This is a genomic window from Pseudomonas syringae (assembly GCF_000737245.1).
Taxonomy (GTDB): Bacteria; Pseudomonadota; Gammaproteobacteria; order Pseudomonadales; family Pseudomonadaceae; genus Aquipseudomonas; species Aquipseudomonas syringae_J.
In genome coordinates, this window is record NZ_JPQU01000056.1 from 112,645 (window position 1) to 135,528 (window position 22,884).

18 protein-coding genes are annotated in these 22,884 nt (G+C 56.9%); 14 read left to right on the top strand and 4 right to left on the bottom strand.

Annotation, left to right across the window (positions count from 1 at the left end):
• Positions 1 to 2 precede the first annotated feature (2 nt).
• From arcA to IV01_RS06470, 4 genes are all read left to right on the top strand, one after another.
• Entirely contained in the window at positions 3 to 1,259 is a 1,257-nt protein-coding gene (gene arcA, locus IV01_RS06485) for an arginine deiminase (protein WP_032630357.1), read from the top strand.
• 67 nt (positions 1,260 to 1,326) lie between these two features.
• On the top strand, positions 1,327 to 2,337 hold the full coding sequence (locus tag IV01_RS06480; RefSeq protein ID WP_032630358.1) for an ornithine carbamoyltransferase: 1,011 nt from the start codon (positions 1,327 to 1,329) through the stop codon (positions 2,335 to 2,337).
• Between the two features lie 142 nt (positions 2,338 to 2,479).
• Positions 2,480 to 3,409 carry a carbamate kinase gene (arcC, locus tag IV01_RS06475; protein ID WP_032630359.1) on the top strand — a complete coding sequence of 310 codons (930 nt, stop codon included), beginning with the start codon at positions 2,480 to 2,482 and terminating at the stop codon, positions 3,407 to 3,409.
• A gap of 62 nt (positions 3,410 to 3,471) precedes the next feature.
• Positions 3,472 to 3,834 (top strand): DUF5064 family protein, encoded by a 363-nt coding sequence (locus IV01_RS06470; protein WP_032630360.1) that lies wholly within the window; start codon positions 3,472 to 3,474, stop codon positions 3,832 to 3,834.
• A 127-nt stretch (positions 3,835 to 3,961) separates the two neighbouring features.
• On the opposite strand, the gene IV01_RS06465 is transcribed toward IV01_RS06470, so the two are convergent.
• Entirely contained in the window at positions 3,962 to 4,888 is a 927-nt protein-coding gene (locus tag IV01_RS06465; protein WP_032630361.1) for a LysR family transcriptional regulator, read from the bottom strand.
• Positions 4,889 to 5,117: 229 nt separating this feature from the next.
• On the opposite strand from IV01_RS06465, the gene IV01_RS06460 reads away from it, so the two are divergent.
• The 10 genes from IV01_RS06460 (at position 5,118) to IV01_RS06420 (ending at position 18,169) form a co-directional block, all read left to right on the top strand.
• Complete coding sequence (locus tag IV01_RS06460; RefSeq protein WP_032630362.1) at positions 5,118 to 6,554, top strand: NAD-dependent succinate-semialdehyde dehydrogenase; 1,437 nt, start codon at positions 5,118 to 5,120, stop codon at positions 6,552 to 6,554.
• A 12-nt stretch (positions 6,555 to 6,566) separates the two neighbouring features.
• Positions 6,567 to 6,899 carry a carboxymuconolactone decarboxylase family protein gene (locus tag IV01_RS06455; RefSeq protein ID WP_032630363.1) on the top strand — a complete coding sequence of 111 codons (333 nt, stop codon included), beginning with the start codon at positions 6,567 to 6,569 and terminating at the stop codon, positions 6,897 to 6,899.
• Position 6,900: 1 nt separating this feature from the next.
• Complete coding sequence (locus tag IV01_RS06450; RefSeq protein WP_032630364.1) at positions 6,901 to 7,902, top strand: NAD(P)H-quinone oxidoreductase; 1,002 nt, start codon at positions 6,901 to 6,903, stop codon at positions 7,900 to 7,902.
• Between the two features lie 1,068 nt (positions 7,903 to 8,970).
• Entirely contained in the window at positions 8,971 to 10,095 is a 1,125-nt protein-coding gene (locus IV01_RS0125390; protein ID WP_080290368.1) for an efflux RND transporter periplasmic adaptor subunit, read from the top strand.
• On the top strand, positions 10,092 to 13,289 hold the full coding sequence (locus tag IV01_RS06445) for an efflux RND transporter permease subunit (RefSeq protein ID WP_032630365.1): 3,198 nt from the start codon (positions 10,092 to 10,094) through the stop codon (positions 13,287 to 13,289). Before IV01_RS0125390 ends, IV01_RS06445 begins: the two co-directional genes overlap by 4 nt.
• Before the next feature lies 1 nt (position 13,290).
• Positions 13,291 to 14,736 carry an efflux transporter outer membrane subunit gene (locus tag IV01_RS06440; protein WP_032630366.1) on the top strand — a complete coding sequence of 482 codons (1,446 nt, stop codon included), beginning with the start codon at positions 13,291 to 13,293 and terminating at the stop codon, positions 14,734 to 14,736.
• The gene (locus IV01_RS06435) at positions 14,733 to 15,347 is read left to right on the top strand and encodes a paraquat-inducible protein A (RefSeq protein WP_032630367.1); all 615 of its coding nucleotides are present in this window, start codon (positions 14,733 to 14,735) and stop codon (positions 15,345 to 15,347) included. The genes IV01_RS06440 and IV01_RS06435 overlap by 4 nt, the downstream gene beginning before the upstream one ends.
• Positions 15,344 to 15,970, top strand: coding sequence for a paraquat-inducible protein A (locus tag IV01_RS06430; protein ID WP_032630368.1), 627 nt, complete (start codon positions 15,344 to 15,346; stop codon positions 15,968 to 15,970). The genes IV01_RS06435 and IV01_RS06430 overlap by 4 nt, the downstream gene beginning before the upstream one ends.
• Positions 15,963 to 17,582, top strand: coding sequence for an intermembrane transport protein PqiB (locus tag IV01_RS06425; protein ID WP_032630369.1), 1,620 nt, complete (start codon positions 15,963 to 15,965; stop codon positions 17,580 to 17,582). Before IV01_RS06430 ends, IV01_RS06425 begins: the two co-directional genes overlap by 8 nt.
• Positions 17,579 to 18,169 carry a PqiC family protein gene (locus tag IV01_RS06420; protein WP_032630370.1) on the top strand — a complete coding sequence of 197 codons (591 nt, stop codon included), beginning with the start codon at positions 17,579 to 17,581 and terminating at the stop codon, positions 18,167 to 18,169. The genes IV01_RS06425 and IV01_RS06420 overlap by 4 nt, the downstream gene beginning before the upstream one ends.
• 59 nt (positions 18,170 to 18,228) lie before the next feature.
• On the opposite strand, the gene IV01_RS06415 is transcribed toward IV01_RS06420, so the two are convergent.
• From IV01_RS06415 to IV01_RS06405, 3 genes are all read right to left on the bottom strand, one after another.
• Positions 18,229 to 19,134: an amino acid ABC transporter substrate-binding protein gene (locus tag IV01_RS06415; protein ID WP_032630371.1), complete on the bottom strand. Its 906-nt coding sequence runs from the start codon at positions 19,132 to 19,134 to the stop codon at positions 18,229 to 18,231.
• Between the two features lie 69 nt (positions 19,135 to 19,203).
• Positions 19,204 to 20,559: a putrescine-ornithine antiporter gene (gene potE / locus IV01_RS06410; RefSeq protein WP_032630372.1), complete on the bottom strand. Its 1,356-nt coding sequence runs from the start codon at positions 20,557 to 20,559 to the stop codon at positions 19,204 to 19,206.
• 61 nt (positions 20,560 to 20,620) lie between these two features.
• The gene (locus IV01_RS06405) at positions 20,621 to 22,867 is read right to left on the bottom strand and encodes an Orn/Lys/Arg decarboxylase N-terminal domain-containing protein (RefSeq protein WP_229636143.1); all 2,247 of its coding nucleotides are present in this window, start codon (positions 22,865 to 22,867) and stop codon (positions 20,621 to 20,623) included.
• Positions 22,868 to 22,884 lie beyond the last annotated feature (17 nt).

A 22,884-nucleotide genomic window follows, 5' to 3' on the forward strand; every position in this document is an offset into this window, starting at 1 on the left:
TGATGAGCACCCAAAAAGTTAAGTACGGCGTCCACTCCGAAGCCGGAAAACTGCGCAAAGTGATGGTCTGCTCCCCCGGTCTGGCGCATCAGCGTCTGACCCCGAACAACTGCGATGAATTGCTTTTCGATGATGTACTGTGGGTCGCCCAGGCCAAGCGCGATCACTTCGACTTCGTCACCAAAATGCGCGAGCGCGACGTCGACGTCCTGGAAATGCACAACCTGCTGACCGACATCGTCGCCATCCCCGAAGCCCTCGACTGGATCCTGGAGCGCAAGATCACCGCCAACTCGGTCGGTCTCGGCCTGGTCCACGAAACCAGCTCATGGTTGCGCAGCCTGGAGCCGCGCATGATCGCCCAATTTCTGATTGGCGGCGTCTCTGCCGACGACCTGCCCGACAGCTTCGGTGGCAAGACCATTCAGATGTTCCGCGACTTCCTCGGCCATTCGAGTTTCATCCTGCCGCCGCTGCCCAACACCCAATTCACTCGCGACACCACCTGCTGGATCTATGGCGGCGTGACGCTCAACCCGATGCATTGGCCTGCCCGTCGCCAGGAAACCCTGCTGGCTACGGCCATCTACAAATTCCACCCCGAGTTCACCAATGCCGACTTCCAGATCTGGTACGGCGACCCTGACAAGGACCACGGTAGCGCAACCCTTGAAGGCGGTGACGTGATGCCGATCGGTAACGGTGTGGTGTTGATCGGCATGGGCGAGCGCTCGTCCCGCCAGGCGATAGGCCAACTGGCGGTCAGCCTGTTCAGTAACAAAGCGGTGGAACGCGTGATTGTCGCCGGGCTGCCCAAGTCCCGCGCAGCCATGCACCTGGACACCGTGTTCAGTTTCTGCGACCGCGATCTGGTAACCATTTTCCCGGAAGTGGTCAACCAGATTGTCGCTTTCACCCTTCGCCCTGACGAAAACAAGCCGGGCGGCATCGACATTCGCCGCGAAGAAACCAGCTTCCTCGACACGGTGGCCAAGGCCCTCAACCTCAAGGCGCTGCGCGTGGTTGAAACAGGTGGCAACAGCTTCGCCGCCGAACGCGAGCAATGGGACGACGGCAACAACGTGGTGGCCGTGGAGCCCGGCGTGGTGATCGGTTATGACCGCAATACCTACACCAACACTCTGCTGCGTAAGGCCGGTGTGGAGGTCATCACTATCAGCGCCGGCGAACTGGGGCGTGGCCGTGGCGGCGGCCACTGCATGACCTGCCCGATCATTCGCGACCCTATCGACTATTGATGTTGTGGCTGGCTTCGGGCTTTCAGAGCGCGAAGCCAGCGGATAACCGAAACCCAGGAGATCCATCATGGCTTTTAATCTGCGCAACCGCAGCCTGCTCTCGCTGATGCACCATACGACTCGCGAGCTGCACTACCTGCTGGACCTTTCCCGCGACCTCAAACGCGCCAAGTACACCGGCACTGAGCGTCCCCACCTGAAAGGCAAAAACATCGCGCTGATCTTCGAAAAAACCTCGACCCGCACCCGTTGCGCCTTCGAAGTCGCGGCTCACGACCAGGGTGCTCACGTCACCTACATCGATCCGGTCTCGTCGCAGATCGGCCACAAGGAAAGCATGAAGGACACCGCCCGCGTGCTGGGGCGGATGTTCGATGCCATTGAGTATCGTGGCTTCGAACAGGAGATCGTCGAAGAGCTGGCCAAGTTTGCTGGTGTGCCGGTATTCAACGGTTTGACCGCTGAGTTCCACCCGACGCAAATGATCGCCGACACCCTGACCATGCGCGAGCATAGCGACAAGCCGCTGCATGACATCAGTTACGCCTACCTCGGTGACGCCCGCTACAACATGGGCAACTCGCTGCTTATGATCGGCGCCAAACTGGGCATGGACGTGCGCATTGCCGCGCCAAAAGCGCTATGGCCGCACGCCGACTTCATCGCCGAATGCAAAGCCTTCGCCGAAGACAGTGGCGCACGCATCACCATCACCGAAGACCCGCAGGAAGCGGTCAAGGGCGTGGACTTCATCCACACCGACATCTGGGTATCGATGGGTGAGCCGGTGGAAGCGTGGGACGAGCGCATCGAGCAACTGATGCCGTACCAGGTCAACGCGAAAATGATGAAGGCATCGGGCAACCCGCGGGTGAAATTCATGCACTGCCTGCCCGCCTTTCATAACAGCGAAACCAAGGTTGGCAAAGACATCGCCGCGCGGTATCCGCACCTGGCCAACGGTGTCGAGGTGACTGAAGAAGTGTTCGAGTCGCCGGCCAACATCGCGTTCGAGCAAGCGGAAAACCGCATGCACACCATCAAGGCGATTCTGGTGTCGGCGTTGGCGGATATCTAAAAACCTTCAGGCTCCCTTGCCGGAGCGCGCTTGCTGGCGATGGCATCACTGCGGTGTATCTGACGGACCGAGCCGATGCCATCGCCAGCAAACCGACTCCTGGAGCGGGCGTCTGCCATTTCAGCGTTAGAAGGACTGCATTATGCGTATCGTCGTTGCTCTGGGCGGTAACGCCCTGCTCCGTCGTGGTGAGCCCATGACCGCGGACAATCAACGCGCCAACATCCGGATCGCCACTGAACAAATTGCCAAGATTCATGCTGGCAATGAACTGGTCATCGCCCACGGCAACGGGCCGCAAGTGGGCCTGTTGTCGCTGCAGGCGGCGGCCTACACCTCGGTTTCGCCTTATCCGCTGGACGTTCTCGGCGCCGAAACCGAAGGCATGATTGGCTACATCATCGAACAGGAACTGGGCAACCTGCTGGACTTCGAAGTACCGTTTGCCACCCTGCTGACCCAAGTCGAAGTCGACGCCAACGACCCGGCTTTCCAAAACCCGACCAAGCCCATCGGCCCGGTTTACAGCAAGGCCGAGGCCGAAAAACTCGCCGCCGAAAAAGGCTGGGCGATTGCCCCGGACGGCGACAAATTCCGTCGCGTAGTCGCCAGCCCCAGGCCAAAACGTATTTTTGAAATCCGCCCGATAAAGTGGCTGCTGGAAAAGGGCAGCATCGTGATTTGCGCGGGGGGCGGCGGTATCCCGACCCTGTATGGTGCCAGCGGCAAACTGCAAGGCGTGGAAGCAGTGATCGACAAGGACCTGTGCTCGGCTCTGCTGGCCGAACAGCTGGAAAGCGATCTGCTGGTCATCGCCACCGATGTCAACGCTGCCTACATCGACTTTGGCAAACCGAGCCAAAAGGCCATCGCTCAGGCACACCCCGACGAAATGGAAAAACTCGGCTTTGCAGCAGGCTCCATGGGACCCAAGGTTCAGGCGGCTTGCGAGTTCGCCCGCCACACCGGAAAAGTCGCGGTGATCGGCTCACTGTCGGACATCGAGGCCATCGTTCAGGGCACCGCAGGCACTCGCATCAGCACAGCGAAACCTGGCATCAGCTACCAATAAAGAACGCCGGGACCGGCCTGAGGCCGTTCCTGCTTTACCGTCTTTTTGAAGGAGAGATAACAATGGCTACCTTTGAACCCGGACATCTGCACATCGAACGCCACGCACTCAACAAGTACGATGTGAGTTACAACATATGCATCGACTATGAAGTCCAGCAGGATCCACAGGAAGGTAAAGGCATCCTGTTCAATATGCACGGCACTATCCAGGGCCATGAGATGGAAGAGAAATTCTTCCTGCCCAAGGATCAAGCCTACAATTTTGGTAGAAACGTCACGCGAATCGCAGAGAAGTACGGCATACCGAAGATGTACAGCGCCATCGGTTCAATGCACAAAAATTACGACTCGATGTTCGAGGATGTCAGGGCACAGCTGGGTATGAAGTCGGGGGACCCGGTGAAACCCGAGCATCTGGAATAACCTGATTGTTCTGTGCTTAAAGTACCGCGTCAGCATGGCAATGGTGCCAGTCAATGGGTTTGCCGACTGGCTTGTCGTGCTCATTGACTGTTGGCGAGATGCTAATGCTTGAATGACCCCAGCGATTTCAATCGATCAGCTCTTGAGCGGTGCTCGCCAGTTGAGTTCCCACCCGGGTTTTCAACGCATCGATAAAGCGAGTGATCTTCGCGTCGACAAACTGGCGAGAGGTGTAGACCGCATAAACGTTTCGCTCGAACGTATGATAGTCAGGCAGAACCCGCACCAGCCTCCCAGAGCGTAAATCGTCGATGGCCGTGAACCCGGCCAGCAAACCAATCCCCGCCCCCTCCCTTATGGCAACCGCCATCGCGTCCATGTCATTTACGCTGAACCCTGGTCCTGTAGGGAAAAATGTTGCGTCACCTGACTTGCTCTTGAGTTGCCACTCATCTCGGACATAATCCACGGTTCCCAGCAGCAGGCACTGATGGCCACAGAGTTCTTCTGGCGTCTCGGGCGCCCCATGTCGTGCAAGATAGTCTGGAGACGCCGCCAGTATGCAATGGCTAACGCCTATCTTCTGACTGACATACGCTGAATCCGGCAGCGTTCGTGCAATCAGGATGGAAACATCCAACTGGTCTTCCAGCAGGTTCGGCATGCGTTGCGAGAGCATCAAATCCACGGTCACGTCGGGGAATTGCTTGCGGTACTCCAGCGCCGCGCCGGTTACCAGTTGCCGAGCCAGTCCCGGTACGCAGTGCACGCGTAAGGTCCCTCTGGGTTTCAAGGCCGCATTGCTCGCTTCCGCTTCCGCATTTTCAAGATCAGCCAGAATTTTGATGCACCGTTCATAAAACCGACGACCCACGTCGGTTACCGAAAGCCTCCGAGTGGAGCGCTGCAACAGCCGGGCGTCGAGGCCTTTTTCAAGAGCGGAAACAGCCCGCGATACATTCCCTACCGTGGAGTCCAGATGGTTTGCCACGGCAGTAAAGCTACCCATCTCTACAACCTTTATGAACACCGACATGTTTGAAAGTTTGTCCATCCTGATCGACCTGTAGTCCTGTATTTCACTGGAATATGCCGGATGCTACACCCTGCCCTGTGAGCTCGATATTACCTCTGCGCACAACAATGATTCCCCTTTAGCCGACTAAATCAGAAGGCTGACCTTCCATAGACTGGGTTCCACGGATCGCCTGAATACGCCCGACAGCGCAGCCATCAGGCGCCGAGCTTCAACCGAATCCCTGACATCAAACTAAAGGTCAATCATGAATACTTCCTACGATTCGCTTTATCTTTTCATTGGTGGTGAATGGATTAGTGCCGAAGGGCGCGCTAGCGCCCCTGTCGTCAACCCGGCAACCGGCCGTGAAATCGGTCGAGTCCCGCTTGCTACCGCCGAAGACCTTGATCAGGCGCTGGAAACAGCTCGACTGAGCTTCGAGGAATGGCGTCAGACTACACCTGACAAGCGGGCGAAGATTCTCAAACGGGCCGCCGATCTGATCCTGCAACGAGCCCCAGACATTGCGGCCCAGATGACACTGGAAGAAGGCAAGCCGCTGGGTGAAAGCATGGATGAAGTGACCCGTGCAGCCGAGTACTTCGAGTGGTTCGCCGAAAGCGCTCGCCGTATCGATGGCCGTGTCGTACCAGCGAATCGCCCAGGCGTACTACAACTGGTAAAACGCCAGGCCATAGGTCCTGTAGCGGCATTCACGCCCTGGAACTTCCCGGCTATTACCCCGGCGCGAAAACTCTCGGCAGCTCTGGCCGCAGGTTGCAGCGTGATCCTCAAGCCCGGCGAAGAAAGTCCGGCCACTGCACTGGCCCTGGCACGCGCGCTCGACGATGCAGGATTACCTAAAGGGGTGCTGCAAGTGGTCTTCGGCATCCCGGATCAAGTGTCCAGCCATCTGATAGCCTCCCCGGTCATTCGCAAAGTGACCTTCACCGGTTCAGTGCCCATCGGCAAGCTGCTGTCCGCCCGCGCTGCCGAAGGCGTCAAGCCCATCACCCTCGAACTGGGTGGCCACGGCCCGGTGCTGGTGTTCGAGGACGCTGACGTGAAAAAGGCCGCGGTGGAGGGAGTCGCCAACCGGTTTCGCGGCACAGGTCAGGTGTGCATCTCTTCAACCCGATTCCTGATTCAGCGCGGCGCTTATCAAACGTTCGTCGACCACTTCGTCGCTGCGACTGGAGCCCTGAAAATCGGCAACGGGTTGCATCCGCAAACGCAGGTAGGACCGCTCGCCAATCCACGACAACTGGCGAAGATGGAAGAGTTGGTAGCCGATGCTGTACAGAAAGGCGCACGGGTATTGAGCGGTGGCGAAGCCTTGCCGGGTGAGGGTTTTTTCTTCCAGCCGACAGTGCTGGCGGATGTGCCCATGGATGCCAGGGTTATGCATGAAGAACCCTTTGGGCCCATCGCGCTGCTGATGCCGTTCGACGAACTGGCTGATGGCTTGAAAGAAGCCAACCGTCTGCCCTACGGCCTCTCCGCCTACGCCTTTACCTCCAGCGCGAGAACGGCTATCGACGTCGCTGACGGGTTGGAGGCCGGGATGATCGGAATCAATCAATACCGCATCGTCGCCACTGAGCTCCCGTTCGGCGGGATGAAAGAAAGCGGTCATGGCTCGGAAGGCGGCGTTGAAGGCATTGAGCATTACCTCACCCACAAATTCATCAGCCAGATCTGAGGAGACAGTCCCATGTCCACTATCAACTTCAGCAGCCCTCGTGAAGCTGCGCGAGCATTCACACCCAAGATATCGCAGTTCGTCGATTCAACGCTGTATCCGCAGGTCTGGAACGACCCTGCGTTGTCTCCTCGCGACCGTAGCCTGATCACCTTGGCCGCCTTGATTGCCGGTGGTCACTCCCATGAGTTGCCTGCACATCTGCGGCGGGCAGTCGGTAATGGGCTAAGCCATGATGAGATTGCGGCTGCGATCACTCACTTGGCGTTTTACGTGGGTTTCCCCGGCGCCATTACCGCCTCCGCTATTGCCAACGCTACGCTGATCGAACCGGAGCAGAACTGATATGAAAGCCATCAACATCAAAGCATTTGGCGCGGCAGACGTACTGGAGCTGGCAGACATTTCCAATCCCGAAGTACGTCCCACGGACCTGCTGGTCCGTGTGTATGCGGCGGGCGTGAACCGTGCGGACCTGACCCACCGGACCGGTGGTTATGGTCACCCGAACTTCGGCGACTCGACGGTTATTGGTTTGGAAATCGCGGGGGAGGTTATTGAAAGAGGTAGTGCGGTAATCGGCTTTGAGGTGGGAGATCGAGTCATGGGTGTTGTCGGAGGTGGCGCCTATGCCGAACTGGCACGAATCGACTACCGCATGGCCATGCATATTCCTGCGCAACTCGACTACGTACATGCAGCTGCCATTCCTGAAGTATTCGTCACTGCTCATGAAGCCATGATGCATCTGGCCCGGCTGAAATCCGGCGACTCGGTGCTGATACACGCCGCTGCGGGCGGTGTGGGTTCTGCCGCTGTGCAACTGGCATATGCAACAGGCGCAACGGTGTACGCGACAACCGAAGGCAGCAAGCTTTCTCGCGTAGAGCACTTGGGTGCGGCAATTGCCATTGACTATAAAACACAGGACTTCGCTGAGGTCATTGCCGATAAAACCAATGGTCGGGGCGTCGATGTAGTTATCGACTTTGTCGGCCAGCCATACTTCGCACGCAATATCGCATCGCTTGCTCACGGTGGCCGCATGGTACAGGTCGGTATTCTGGGGGGTGGCGGCAAGGTGACTGTGGAGCTGGAGCAGATCCTCTATCGCCACTTGCAAATTATCGGCACGGTCATGAAGTCTCGCACGCAGCCGGAGAAGCACGACATGATCAGGCGTTTTCGTGAGCATTGGCTTGATCGCTTCGATGGCGGTGGGAGCCTGGAACCGGTGGTCGATAGTACTTTCCCACTCTCCCGTGCCGCTGATGCTCATCGCCGGATGGAGTCTTCGCAGAACGTTGGCAAAATCATCTTGACGATGCAGCCCGAAGATCTGGTTTAGACGGCACAGTGTTGTAGTTGATTCATATAGAAAGGTGCCTCGCGGGCACCTTTCCAGTGGTGCTGCGTGCCGACAGTATTTATCCAGCCTGATAAGCGGCGCTCGCCAGCTACTCTTCAACTCTTCCCGCTCGAATTTCGCCCAAGAGGCACATCACGTGCTCACCGCCCAAGCCGATTTGGTATCTCGAAAGGCGGCGACGCCAGGGACTTTCGCCACAACCACGAGTTGCTATTAACGGGTTGTTGAATTCAATCGTTGATAACTTTCGGGGCACGTTTGTTTGGCGATGTCCTCCGCACAGGGTTAGACCAGTGCGAACTTACTGGTTAATCGTTGTGCACCCAGCTCAGCCGCAGAAAATAAATAAGGATGCATGGCGGAAATCCAGACTGTTTGAAGACGTCACTACTGGTTGGTCGGTGCCCTGGATGGTGCAAAGCAAAATTGACATTTATCAAGAAACGGCCCCCCAGACGAGCTAGCATCTTGCGATAACACACACTGGAATTAAAATCGGAATTCATAGCCTGGCGAATATCCCTACGTTGCACATCCCATTGTACGGATGGAGAGGATCTGGTTGATCATTGCCTGCCGTGTATGAAGCTATGTCAACGAGTTAGCTGCGTCCTGATTATCTGACGGATTCAAGTTGTCATTGCTGTATTTACTGAACTCAAAGGTCACGAACAGAGTAAGTCTCTCGCTTTACGCCCGAGCATCCCTGTTGCTGATTATCGAAGTGGATGAAGCGTTGCAGCCGTAATAGCTAATACAGCTCTTTGGGGCGGCACCGAAGATTGCGACCGACGACTGGAACATCTATTTCAAATGCACACAGGGCATCTGCGCCTCAGGGTGAAAGGCGGGCATCAGAAATCGATATTTAAGATCAGCGACTGACACCGCAATCAACCCATGGGGTTGTTTATGAGTATCCGATCAGGCATACGCTTGCCCAAAACATCAGCTCTCTTGACCATGGTATTGGCCACCGCAAGCCTGCTTTGGGGGTGTGGAAAAGAACCCGCTTCAACCCCGCCCTCGTCCACCGATGTGACGGTAATGACGGTGACTGCCCGCAACACGCCGGTCACGTTTGAGTTTGTTGCCCAAACCCAGAGTTCACGGGAAGTCGAAATCCGCGCGCGAGTGGCAGGGTTTCTGGAAAAACGGATGTACACAGAAGGCTCGCTGGTAAAAGCCGGGCAGGTCTTGTTTCAGATGGATCGTCGTCCCTTTGAAGCGGCGCTGTCATCCGCACAGGGTCAGCTGGCTCAGCAGCAAGCCCGCTGGGAAGTCGCCAAAGCAACACTTGCCCGAGTGCGTCCGCTGGCACAACAGAATGCAGTCAGCAAAATGGACCTCGACAACGCGGTCGGCGACGAGCGACAGACACAGGCTGCCGTACTCGCAGCACAAGGCCAGGTCCGTACTGAGCAGTTGAATCTGGGCTACACCACCATCACCTCTCCGCTGACTGGCCTATCAAGCTTTGCAAAAAAGCAAGAAGGCAGCTATCTGACGCCAGGAGAATCTGGCCTCCTGACGACGGTGGCGCAGATGGACCCGATCTACGTCAACTTCAGCCTCTCTGAGAACGAAACGCTGAAGTACCGCAGCGAAATCGCTGCAGGCCAACTGGAATTTCCGGCTAACCAGAACTTCGAGGTCGAAGTGGTGCTGGCGGACGGGTCGATCATGCCCGACAGAGGTCGCGTTGACTTCACCGCGCCCTCCTTCAGCTCGCAAACCGGCACATTTTTAGTCCGTGCGGTGGTAGCCAATCCTCAAGGCAAGCTGCGTCCTGGCCAGTTCGTTCGCGCGCTCGCGATTGGCGCGTCGAGACCCAATGCGATCCTGGTTCCGCAACGCGCAGTCCTTGAAGGCCCGCGAAGCCATTACGTCTGGGTCCTGGACGCCGATGCAAAGCCTGAGCAACGCATGGTCGAAGTGGGTGACTGGAACAATCAGGACTGGTTCATCACCAAGGGGTTGCAGGTCGGTGAGCGAGTTGTAGTTGACGGGGCCCTTCGCGTCTTCCCCGGCGCCAAACTGAACATCGTTGACAGTGCAGCCGCGCAACCCGCTGCTGATGCCGACTCCACAGGGCAGCCAGCGACAGCAGCGCTGCCAGCTACCGCCACCCCGAATGATGGGGCAGGAACAGACAGTCGGCGGCAGCCATGAGCATCTCTCACTACTGCATAGACCGCCCCATCTTCGCGTCAGTGATTTCCATCGTCCTCACCCTGGCGGGTGCTGTCGCGATGTTTAACATGCCTGTGGCGCAATACCCTGATATCACCCCGCCGCAAATCACCGTGTCGGCCACTTATCCCGGTGCCGATGCGCAAGTGGTGGCAAATAATGTAGCCGCGCCTATCGAGCAGCAAGTGAACGGGGCGGACAACATGATCTACATGAACTCATCAAGCTCGGCGACGGGCAACATGACGCTCAATGTGTTCTTCGAAATCGGTACCGACCCGTCTCTGGCCCAGGTAGATGTGCAAAACCGTGTCAACCTGGCGCTGCCGCAACTGCCCTCCTCCGTGCAGTCTCAAGGGGTTCAGGTACAGAAAAAGTCCTCCGCCTTCATGATGGTCATCGCCGTTTACTCTCCCAGTGAACGCTACGACGCCACCTATATCGCCAACTACGCCAACGTTTATTTGCTCGATGCCATCAAGCGCATACCGGGGGCCAACCAGGCCAGTATTTTTGGGACGCCAGACTACGCCATGCGCATCTGGTTGAAGCCGGACCGAATGGCTCAATTAGGCATCACTGCCGCTGACGTGCAGAAAGCGGTCGCCAACCAGAACCAACAGTTTGCGGTGGGGCGAATCGGTCAATCGCCAACAGGCAAATCAGTCGAACAATCCTTTGCCGTCACCACTAAAGGTCGTCTTACCGAACCCTCAGAGTTTGAAAACATTATCTTGCGGGCCAGTGGTGAGGGTGCAGCGATTGTTCATCTCAAGGACATCGGACGAGCCGAACTGGGGCAAAAAGATTACTCGCTGCGTAGTACTTATCAAGGAAAGCCCGCGACCTTGATGGCGGTTTATCAGCAACCCGGCGCCAATGCTTTGGATGTATCCAATGCGGTGACGGAGACTCTGGCACAGATGAAAAAAACTTTTCCGGAGGGCATCGAATATAAGGTGGTGATGGATACCACTGCATTTACCAGAGCTTCGATCAGCGAAGTAGTGCGAACCTTCTTCGAGGCTCTGGTACTGGTGGTGATCGTGGTTTACGCGTTTTTGCAAAGTCTTCGCGCAACGCTTATTCCGGTATTGGCAGTGCCCGTTTCCATCGTCGGTACATTCATTGGGATGACTGCGCTGGGCTTCTCGGTGAACATGCTGACGCTGTTCGGCATGGTGCTGGCGATCGGTATCGTGGTCGATGATGCGATCGTGGTAGTCGAGAATGTCGAGCGCAATATGCACGTTCACAAGATGAACCCGAAGGACGCAGCAAAGCGCGCCATGGACGAAGTGGCGGGCCCCGTCGTTGCCATCGTGCTGGTGCTCTGCGCGGTCTTCGTCCCGGTCGCTTTCATGGGGGGCATTACCGGACAACTCTATAAACAGTTTGCTATCACCATCGCCATGTCCGTCGTGCTGTCCGGCGTCGTAGCGCTGACGTTATCACCCGCCCTGGCGGCCCTTTTGCTGAAACCTCATGTCGGGGAAAAGCGCCGCTTCTTCCGTTGGTTCGATCGAAGCTTCGAACGTTTGACCGACAGTTATTCCCGCGCAGCGGCCTTCATGATCAAGCGCTTCGTCCTCGCGCTAGTGCTTTTTTTCGGCATGCTTGTGCTGACTGTATTGATCATGCAACGGATACCTGCAGCCTTCCTGCCGCCTGAGGATCAAGGTTACCTGCTAGGCGCGATCATCATGCCGGACGCCGCAAGCCTGGACCGAACGGCGCTAGTCGGCAAAGTCGCCAGTGACTACTTCATGAACAACGAGGCTGTGGAGGGGGTGGCCATTGTCAACGGATACAGCCTGCTGGATAGCCAGAACAAGAACAACGCCAGTGCGTTTTTTGTTGGGCTCAAAGATTTTGAGGAACGTTACCAAGGCGCAGAATCCATAAAGACCCAGAGTGCACCAGCCGTTATCCGCGCAGCCGCCCACGCATTTTCGCAAGTCCAGGAAGGCATCATCCTGCCCATCAATCCCCCTTCCATTCCCGGGCTGGGTACCACCGGCGGGATGGAGCTTTGGGTTCAGAGCAAGGGAGACGCCAGCATCGGCCAACTGGCTGAAGTCGTGAGCGCTTTCAAAGCCAAGGCCGAACAGCGCCCGGAAATTGGCAGCATGACCAGCACCTTCAATGCGTTTTCCAGGCAGTTGCTCGCTGACATTGATCGGGAAAAGGCCGAGACGCTGGGTGTGCCTGTGGAGGATGTGTACAGCACTATGCAGACGATGTTCGGCTCGCTTTACGTGTCCCAGTTCAATAAGTTCAGCCGCCTGTGGCAAGTAATTCTTCAGGCTGAGCCCGCGTATCGCCTGAGAGTCGATGACCTGCAAGAGGTCTATGTGCGCAGCAGCACACAGCAGATGGTCCCACTCAAGGCGTTGCTCACCACCCGCTACATCACCGGCCCGGATCTGTTGACGCGCTTCAACAACTTCCCGGCGGTCAAGATGACAGCCAATGCCGCGCCAGGGTTCAGCTCTGGACAAGCCCTCAAAGCCCTGGACGAGATTGCGACGCAGACGATGACTGGCGACTACGCGATAGCCTGGAGCGGTGAAGCATTCGAAGAACAAAAGAGCGGCTCTACCTCGACCACGGTTTTCGCTTTTGGTCTGGTCATGGTGTTTCTGATCCTGGCGGCTCAGTATGAAAAATGGTCGCTGCCGGTCGGTGTACTACTGGCGGTCCCTTTCGCACTGTTTGGCGCCTTACTGGCCATATTTTTGCGCGGGCTGGAAAACGACGTGTACTTCCAGATCGGCCTCACAATGCTGGTTGCGCTGGCGGCGAAGAACGCCATTCTGATCTTCGAGTTCGCCGTATTGAACCGCGAGGCAGGCCTGTCCATTTTTGACGCCGCCATGACGGCCGCCAGGGAGCGTTTACGTCCCATCGTCATGACCTCTTTGGCATTCATTCTGGGTTGCGTCCCGCTGGCGATCGCTGTGGGGGCCTCTGAGAATAGCCGTCACTCCATCGGGACCGGCGTGATTGGCGGGATGCTTGCGGCAACGGTCATCGCCATATTCTTCATCCCCCTCTTCTATTACCTGGTCGAGCGCATCTCGGAAAAAAGCGTGACCGGCAAAAAGGTCGTGCAGCCTGCCGACCCTGGTGTCGGCCAGGGCGTGGCGCCACAGCAAAGCGAGGGGGAATGACGTGCTCAGACCCTTGCTGTTATTGCTGCTTGCTTTCGCTCTCGGGAGCTGCACCGTCGGGCCCGATTATGAGCGCGCCAATGTCGAGGTACCCGCGACATTCCGGTATGCGGACCGCGAGGCAATGGAGGTGTCCAACACCTTATGGTGGGAGCAGTTCCAGGATCCGGTGTTGAACGCCTTGATTCTCACCGCACTCCACGAAAACAAGGATGTGAAGATTGCCGCCGCCCGCGTCGAGGAATACATGGGGCGCTTCACTGAAAACCACTCACGACGGCTTCCCCAGATTGGCGGCGGGGTTGACGCCGAGCGTTCCAAAGCCCCGGAGAACAGCGGTCCGACGCCACTGGGATCTGGGGTCAATCCGATCTACGAGAATTACCAGGCCGTTCTCGGGGTGAGTTGGGAGCTGGATATATGGGGACGTTTACGCCGTCTCGACGAGGCCGCACATGCAGAGCTTCTGGCATCTGAAGAGGGTCGCCGGGCCGTCATTTTGAGCCTGGTGTCGTCGGTCGCCAGCAGCTACGTCAACTTGCGCAATCTTGACAGGCAACTGGAAATTGCACGGGCCACCGTCAAGCTGCGCAGCGACTCCTATGACATTTTCAAAATGCGCTACACCGCCAGCATCGTCTCCGAAATGGAGTTGGCGCAGAGTCAATCCGAGTATGAGCGGTCCCTGGCTACCGTCCCCAGGCTTGAGTCGCTGGTAGCCCAGCAGGAAAACGCACTCGCGGTACTGCTGGGGCGCAATCCCGGGCCGTTGCGGCGTGGACAGCCCCTCGGACAATTAAGCCCGCCATCAATCCCCAAAGGATTGCCGTCAAGCATTCTGGAGCAGCGGCCGGATCTGCGCCAGGCCGAACTCAACCTGATTGCCGCCAATGCACGGATTGGTGCGGCCAAAGCCCTCTACTTTCCGACGATCTCCCTGACCGGTCTGGTGGGGTCCGTCAGCGGTCAGCTTTCCGATCTCTTTAGCGGGCCGGCCCAGACATGGTCGTATGCCGCAGCAGCCAACTTCCCGATTTTCACCGCCGGCGGGATCGCCGGGCAGGTGCAACAGGCCAACGCGATCCAGCGACAATCGTTGCTGGCCTACCAGCAAGCCATTCAGGCTGCGTTCAAGGACGTGGAGAACGCCCTGATTGCGTCGCAGAAGTCTCGTGAACAGCTGGCTACTCAGGCACGTCAGATAGACGCATTGCGAACCTACTCCCGACTTGCGAGCCTGCGCTACGAGAATGGTTACACCAGCTACATCGAAGTGTTGGACGCCGAGCGTAACCTCTTCGAGGCGGAACTGAACTTCGCCAATACTCAGGGCGCCGTCCTTGGCACGATGATCGATCTGTACAAAGCCACCGGGGGCGGCTGGGTGGAGCAGGCAGAGAACCTGACCCGGCTTGAACCGGCCTCGTCGGGCAGGACAAAGCCATGAACGCTGCGCAGAAGATACTGATTGGATGCCCTGAATGCGACCTTCTGCAATATGCCCCGCCGCTGCCCATTCAAGGAATAGTCCGTTGCTGTCGCTGTGGCGCTTTGCTGTTTCGCCTACATCCTCAAGGGCTGGAGCGCGCCCTGGCTTTCTACCTGGGCACCCTGATCCTGTTCGTGATTGCCAACGTGTTTCCCATCGTCGGCCTCACGATAAACGGCGAGTACATCCAGACCACATTGATCGGCGCGGCAAAGGTCATGTACAGCGCCGACATGGTGCTGGTCGCAGGGCTCGTGCTGGTGACGACTTTCGCCGCCCCGCTGATGCAAATACTGACCATGATCTACCTGCTGCTGCCGGCCTATTGCCGACGTAGACCGCCCCATGCGCAGCTGATTTTCCGCAGCCTGATCATGGTCAGGCCGTGGGGCATGGTCGAGGTATTTGTAGTGGGCGTCCTGGTCTCGCTGGTCAAGCTCGCCCATCTCGCGACCGTCATACCAGGGGTCGCCCTGTGGGCTTTTGCCGGGGTCATGCTCCTGATGGCGGCGGCAGTTTCCTCGTTCGACGCTCGCGAGCTGTGGGCGCGCCTGGAGTCATTTCAATGACCGGGCCAAACACCGCAGCCCGTTTCGGCCTGGTGACCTGCCACGGCTGCGGGCTATTACTCAAAGCGCGCCGGTTAGAGGGGGCTCACTGCTCCCGATGCGGTTGCCGGGTTCATCGCAGAAAACCCAACAGTCTGATGTCCTGCTGGGCATTCGCCATCGCTGCGATGATCCTTTATGTACCCGCCAACACGCTGCCGATCATGGAAACCAGCTCTCTGTTCGGGTCCCAGGACGACACCATCATGAGCGGGGTTGTGTATCTGTGGCGCTCAGGGTCTTGGTATCTGGCGCTGGTGGTGTTCATCGCGAGCATCCTGGTGCCGATGGCCAAGCTGTTGGCGCTGATCGTTCTGCTGGTCACCGTGCAGCTGGGTTCGCGCTGGCAGCCTCTACAGCGCGCAAAGCTGTACAGAATGGTTGAGTTGGTCGGGCGCTGGTCGATGCTGGATGTCTACGTGGTCACCTTACTGGTCGCGTTGGTGCAGCTCGATGCGCTGGCAACGATCAAACCTGGTCCCGGCGCACTGGCCTTTGGGGCTGTGGTGGTGCTTACCCTGTTGGCGGCGATGCATTTTGATCCACGGCTGATCTGGGACTCTCTGGAGAACGCTCATGACTGAAACGCCCCTGCCCCCTGATCTGTCTGGCGTCCCGGACGCCCAGACGTCCCGAAAATCGAGGTGGTCGGTTCAATGGATATGGCTCGTTCCGTTGATCGCGGCACTGATTGGCGGGTGGCTGATGATCACATCAATACTCAATGAAGGCCCTGTCATCAGCATTGTTTTCAAAAGCGCTGAAGGTCTGGAGGCGGGTAAAACCAAGCTTAAGTACAAGGATGTAGAGATTGGCCAAGTGACTGCAGTCACCTTGTCGGGTGATCTCAAGCAAGTGATCGCTACCGCAGAACTGACCAAGGATTTCAAAGCCCATCTGGTCAGGGACACTGCGTTCTGGTTGGTTACGCCACGCATTTCCGGTGGCAACGTTTCAGGGTTGAGTACCGTGCTCTCCGGCGCATTCATCGGCGTTGCCGTGGGTAAGTCCGATGAGGCGCAGCGCTCCTTCAACGCAATGGATGTACCGCCGGTTATTCAAGTCGATACCCCCGGTCGGGAGTTCGTGTTGCGCAGCAACGACTTGGGCTCATTGAGTCCGGGCTCCCCCATTTTCTTTCGTCGCGTCCAGGTCGGTCAGGTCGTCGCATTCGATCTCGACAAGGACGGCATGGGCTTGACCATGCGTATCTTCATCAACGCGCCCTATGACGCGTTTGTCACTGAAAACACCCGCTTCTGGAACGCTGGCGGGATAGATATCAAGCTAAGCGCCAGCGGCATCGAGATGGAAACGCAATCACTTGCCTCTATCCTGCTGGGCGGCATTGCGTTCGAAACGCCTGCGGACTCCGTCGACTCACCGGCTGCGCCGCCCGAAACCCTTTTTGAGCTGTTCAGCGGGCGTACGGCAGCCCTGCACAACCCCGAGCGGGACGTGTTGAAAATGGTGGTGCTTTTCAACGAATCGCTCAAAGGCCTCGTTCCGGGATCTCCGGTTGATTTCCAGGGTATTACGCTAGGTGAAGTATCGAATATCTGGGTGGAAATGGACCCCGCCAAGCACGCGATCTGGATGCCCGTTGAAATCCGCCTTTACCCGGAGCGATTGAAGTTGCGCGCCCGCGACAAGAACCGCACGAAACTTTCAGATGAGGCGCGCAGACAGTTGCTGGATGGCTTGGTGGCAAACGGACTGCGGGCTCAGATGCGCAGTGGAAATCTGCTGACAGGGCAGCTCTACGTTGCGCTGGATTTCTTCCCGAGTGTCGACAAGGCGAGTATCAACTGGGCCAGTGAGGTGCCTGAGCTACCCACGGTGCCCGGTCGCATGGAAGAAATACAGGCATCCCTGAAAAGTATCGCCGGGCGGCTGGAGAAGCTGCCTATCGAGCAGATTGGCTCGGACTTGCGCCAGACATTACAGGCAGCCAGCGGTCTGTTGAATCGCCTGAATACCCAGGTAACCCCTCAAATCACGGCGGCCTTGATCGAGGCGCGCCAGGCCGTGAGCTCAGCGCAAGGGCTTGTCGCAGCCAATAAACCTCTGCTGGAGGACTCTCACGAAGCGATTCGGGAATTGGCAAGGACTGCAAAAACGTTGCGCAGCCTGGCCGATTATCTTGAGCGCCATCCCGAAGCGCTGATTCGGGGCAAGCAGGAGGATAGACGATGAAACGGGTCTGGTTGGGACTGTTAACGTTGCTGACTTTCACGTTGAGCAGCTGTGGCAGCACACCGAAAGAGCAGTTCTACACCCTGCGGCCGCTAGCCGAGCGCGACCCGGCAATAGTGAGTCCTGCATTCTCCGTCAGCGTGGGGCCAGTGACGGTTCCTGAACTGGTGGCGCGACAACAATTGGTGCTGACGCACAGCGACAACCTGGTCGAGATTCTCGAGCAGACGCGTTGGGCTGCACCTTTGGAAAGCATCTTGGGCGATGTCATCGCGAGCAATCTGGGACAGCTGACCGGCAACCCGCAGATCGCCGTCTTCTCACCAGATACCCGCGTGCATGCCGACTACCGAGTAGCGGTAGACGTTTTGCGTTTTGATTCCGTATCAGAAACAGGGGCTGGTCTGGATGCTCGATGGACAATCCGAGACGCTGATGAAAAGGTCCTGAGCACGGGCAGAAGCATCATCAGCGAACCCACCCCTGGCGGGGACGTGACCGCATTGATCATGGCCCATGATCATCTTCTGGCAGGATTGAGTCGCAACATCCTTCAAGCGATCCTCAAGCTCAAACCTTCGCGCTAACCTCCTGCGTTTTGACTACAAAGAGCACCCCTGCCCGATGATCGTTGTATAAGTCACTATTACGGCAGCGCATAGAGTTTGAAGAGCATGGCATTGACTTCATTCATGTCACCAAAATGCTTGGAGTAGAGTTTCAACAGATCTCCTGATTTGTACAAACGACTCAAGCTGCTATCGACCATCAGGCGAAAGTCCTCGTCCTCGCGGGCCAGAGGCATGGCAACAGGTGCGAAGTCATAGAGCATATCGAGCACTTGCAAATCATTGGCGCGATCACTTTTTTCGGCATAGCTGAGTAACAGTCTTCTATCGGCAAAAAAGGCACTGCCTTTGCCCGTGGCGATCAAATCCACACCTTCGGGAATGCTTTTTACCTTGATCACATCAGCAATTACGCCCAGGGTTTTAATCCGCTCATCTATCCATTGTTCAGTGACGCCGCCCTCAATAACGACGTAGGTGTGATGAGAAAGCCCTTGATTCACCGTTGCTCGCCAAGTGGGGCCCGTGCGGGCAACTTCACCATTAAGGACGCGTATCAAATCGTTAGGGGCATCCTTGCGCACAATCGCCGTCAAACCTGCCGTAAATACGGGAATGGAAAAACTCACCGACTTGCGCGCTGCCAGTGTTTCAACGGCAGGTGTACACAGCAGGTCAATCTTGCCCTGGCGAACTTCGTCCAGGCCATTGCCCTGGGCAACTTCAACATAGTGAACAGTCAGGTTAGTCATTTGGGTCTGAGACTTGATGCTGTCGACGATCATTGCGCATAACTCAATCGCATACCCCCCGGCTTTGCCGTCCACGTTAGACGTAAACGGCGAAGCGTTCGGCAGATATCCCAAGTTGATGGCCGAGCTGCCACGAATCCGCGATAACACATCGGCATTGGCCTGTAGAGGCATCATCCCTGCCAGACACAAGAAGGTTACGGTGACGCTGTTGCGCAGACGCTTTTTCATATTCTGTTCCTCGCAGGGTTCGAGTTCAGAGAGCCCGGTTTTCAGAGAGCCACGTTTCAGAGATCCAAATTACGCACTTTGCAGTCCAACCTGACCTGCAATTGGAGCGCTAACCGGCTGCGCACTGACGAAGCTTTTGGCAATGAAACCGTAGATGAGATAGCCCACGGCCAAGACGATGAAGGCGCCAAACACAGCGTCTTTACCTGATGCATAAATGGCGTAATAGGAATAAGCCATTGCCACCATGAGCACCGCTGTATTGCGGCTGTAGACACTGCGACTGACGTTGGCCTTGAACATGATCACCAGCAGGCCAGACAGCGCCGTTACGTAGGGCAACAGATTGGTAACCGCTGCCAGGCTGACGAGTTTGCCGAACTGTTCCCGTGCATCGGGGGAGATCGTCGATAACGCCAGTAATGTCTGCAGTACCCCGCAAACGATCATCCCTGCTATTGGAGCGCCCGCTGAAGTCACGGTGCCAAACAGTTTAGGGAACATCCCCTGATCAGCCGTGACCTTGGCGGTTTGCGCCAAGGTAAACTGCCACCCCAACAGCGAGCCAATGCAGGCTATTACGGCCAATGCCATGATGATTTTGCCAATCAACGGGCTGAACATGTGTGCATATACCAAGGCGAAAGGTGCGCTTGAATTGGCCAACTGCGCGTTGGGGATGATGCCCTGGATAACCGTCGTCGATAGCACATAAACCACCGCGGCACCCAAGGTGCCAAGAAGGCATGCCAGCGGCACATTTCGTTTGGGATCTTCAACCGCGTCGGAGTTCTGCGCCGCTGACTCCATCCCCAGAAAGGCCCAGAGGGTCAGCGGGATACTCTGAGTGATCGCCTCCACGATCGGAATCTGTTTGGGGTTCCAGGCATCAGCAAATACCTGCGGCTCGAACCAGAACCAGCCGATGACACTCAATCCTGCAACGGGAATGATCACACCCCAGACCGTGATAGCCCCCAGCCGGCCAGTGATACTGGCGCCACCGAAGTTTGCGGCAGTGGTCAGCCAGAGCAGACCCACACAGCCAATGAACAGCGGAATCGCGCCAGAACCTAACCAGGGAAAAAACGGTGTCAGATAGCCCACCGCTGAGATCCCGATCGCAACGTTAGCGATGGCCAGGGACAGAAAGTAGAGAAACGAACACAGGAAGAACGCTGACCTACCGTGTGCTTCTTCGCTGTAGGCAGACATCCCCCCCGTACGCGGACAAAAAACCCCGCACTGCGCAAAACAGTACGCGATCGCCATGGACCCAATGGCCGTGATAATCCAGGACAGTAAAGAGACAGCACCTAACTGCGCCATGCTTGATGGGAGCATGATGATGCCGGAGCCCATCATGTTCACTGCAACCAGCGTGGTGAGCCCCACGAGACCCATTTTTTTGTTCGAATCAGTCATTACAGACTCCTCGTGCCCGGTTCGCGCCGGGAGCATCCTCCGGGCGCAGGAGAATGGAGCATCATTTTTTGACGACATAAACCTTGTAGGTCAGCGCGGAAGAGGCGTCGCGTTCGATCTCGATGCCATGGTTGTCGTGTTCAAAGCCCGGGAAGCGGGCATCGAACTGCTCCATTGCCAATAGATAATCAATGATCGCCCGTTTATCGGCAGCGACTGCTTCACCCGGCATCACCAATGGAATACCCGGCGGATAAGGCACGATCTGTACGGCCACTATTCGATCTTGTAAGTCGCGTACGGCGATTTGCTCGATATCGCCTTTGACCAGTTTCGCGTAGGCGGCGCGAGGCGTACTGACCTGATCGGGCAGAAGAGTGAAAGCTTGGTCCATGTTGCGCAGCAGACCACTTCTGGCGATTTCTTCATGCATGCGCTGTGCGAGGTCTTGCAGCCCTACCCCTTCATAAATTCCGGGATACGCTGCGACAAGTTCAGGCATGACTTCTTCCAGTGCAGCATTGGCGTCATAGCGCTTCTTGAACTCCATCATTGCAGCCACCAGAGAGCCCCATTTGCCCTTCGTTATCCCGATGCTGAACAGCACCAGAATGGAGTAAGGCTCGGTTTTTTCTACGACGGTGCCGCAACTGGACAGGAACGAGGACACCAATGGCGCCGGGATTCCACGCACTTGCGGATGGCCTTGCGAATCAAGGCCGGGTGTCAAGAGGGTGACCTTGATCGGATCAAGCATGCAGTAGTTTTCACCCAGATCACCGAAGCCATGCCATGGAGCGTTGGGCTTGAGCACCCATGCATCACTTCGATGCAAGCGTTCGCGCGCCACTTCGGCAAATGGTGTCCCGTCTACCTCGTCCGGTTGCCAGACACCAAACCACCAATCGGCCGCGTTGCGCTGGGCGATCTGCTCAGTGATGCGGACCATGGCCTGGCGAAAGCTGATGGCTTCGTCGATCGATTCGTCGGTCAGATACTCGCCTGCGTCATCCATCATTTTCGCGGATACGTCCGTGGAGGCGATGATGCTGTATTGCGGCGAGGTCGAGGTGTGCATCATGAACGCCTCATTGAACAGCGCTGGTTTGACCGGGATTTTGCCTGAGCGAATATGAATCATTGATGCCTGGGACAGAGCGGCAAGTAACTTGTGCGTGGAATGAGTCACTGTCACGGTGGCATCGTTGGAGTGTCGATCGCCGCGGTGCATGCCATAACGATTTTCATAAACCGTGTTGAAGCGTGCATAGGCATACCACGCCTCGTCGTAATGGATCCGATCGACGCTTTTACTCAATTCGCGGGTGGTGCTTACGACGTGATAACAAAGTCCGTCATAGGTCGAGTTGGTAAGTACCGCGAGTACAGGCCGCGCCTGTTTATTCGCGATCAACGGGCTGGCGGACAGTTTTTCTGCGATAGCCTCCTCCGTTAACTCGCTGAGCGGTACAGGGCCAATCAATCCTCGCTTGTTTCGACGAGGGCGCAGGTATATAGGAATGGCACCCGACATGTTCAGTGCATAGTTCAGCGACTTATGGCAGTTTCGATCCACCAGTACGGCGTCACCATCCGTTACCGCCGAATGCAGGATGATTTCATTGCTCGCCGAACTGCCTCCAACCGAAAAGAATGTGTAATCGGCGCCGAATACGCGCGCGGCATTCTTTTCTGCCAGGGCGACAGGTCCAGAGTGATCGTTGAGTGAACCGAGTTGGCCTACTGAAACGCTCAAGTCAGAGCGCAACATTTGCTCGCCGTAAAAGTCCAGAAAGGTGCGGCCCACTGCCGTTTTCATGAAGGCTGTGCCTCCGGTATGACCCGGCGTGTGCCAAGAGTATTCATGGCTTTGCGCAAAGCTCACCATCGCCCCGAAGAAGGGAGGCAATATCGTCTCCAGATAACGGCGCGCAGCGGCCTCAATGCGCCCAGCGATAAATGCCGGGCTGTCTTCAGGTTGCCAGATGAAACCGTCGACTTCCTCTACAAAGGCCAGGGGTACTGCACTTTGATTTTGACTGGACATACCCAACATGATGGGCAAGTTTTTAGTTCGACGACGGATAAGCTGAATAACCTTCAACGCCTGCTCGATATTCTCGACGCACAGCCCCCAGCCAAGAATTACGCAGCAGTAAGCAGGGTCTGCCGTGAACGCAATTTCGGCATCTTCCAGCGACATCACTCGCTCTATTTCAAAGTCTAGAGCCTTTAGCGCGTCAGAAACCTCAAGGGTGCTGCGCACCACAACGCTTTGGTCCGGCACTTGCGAATTGACCACAAACATCACCGGATAACGTTGTG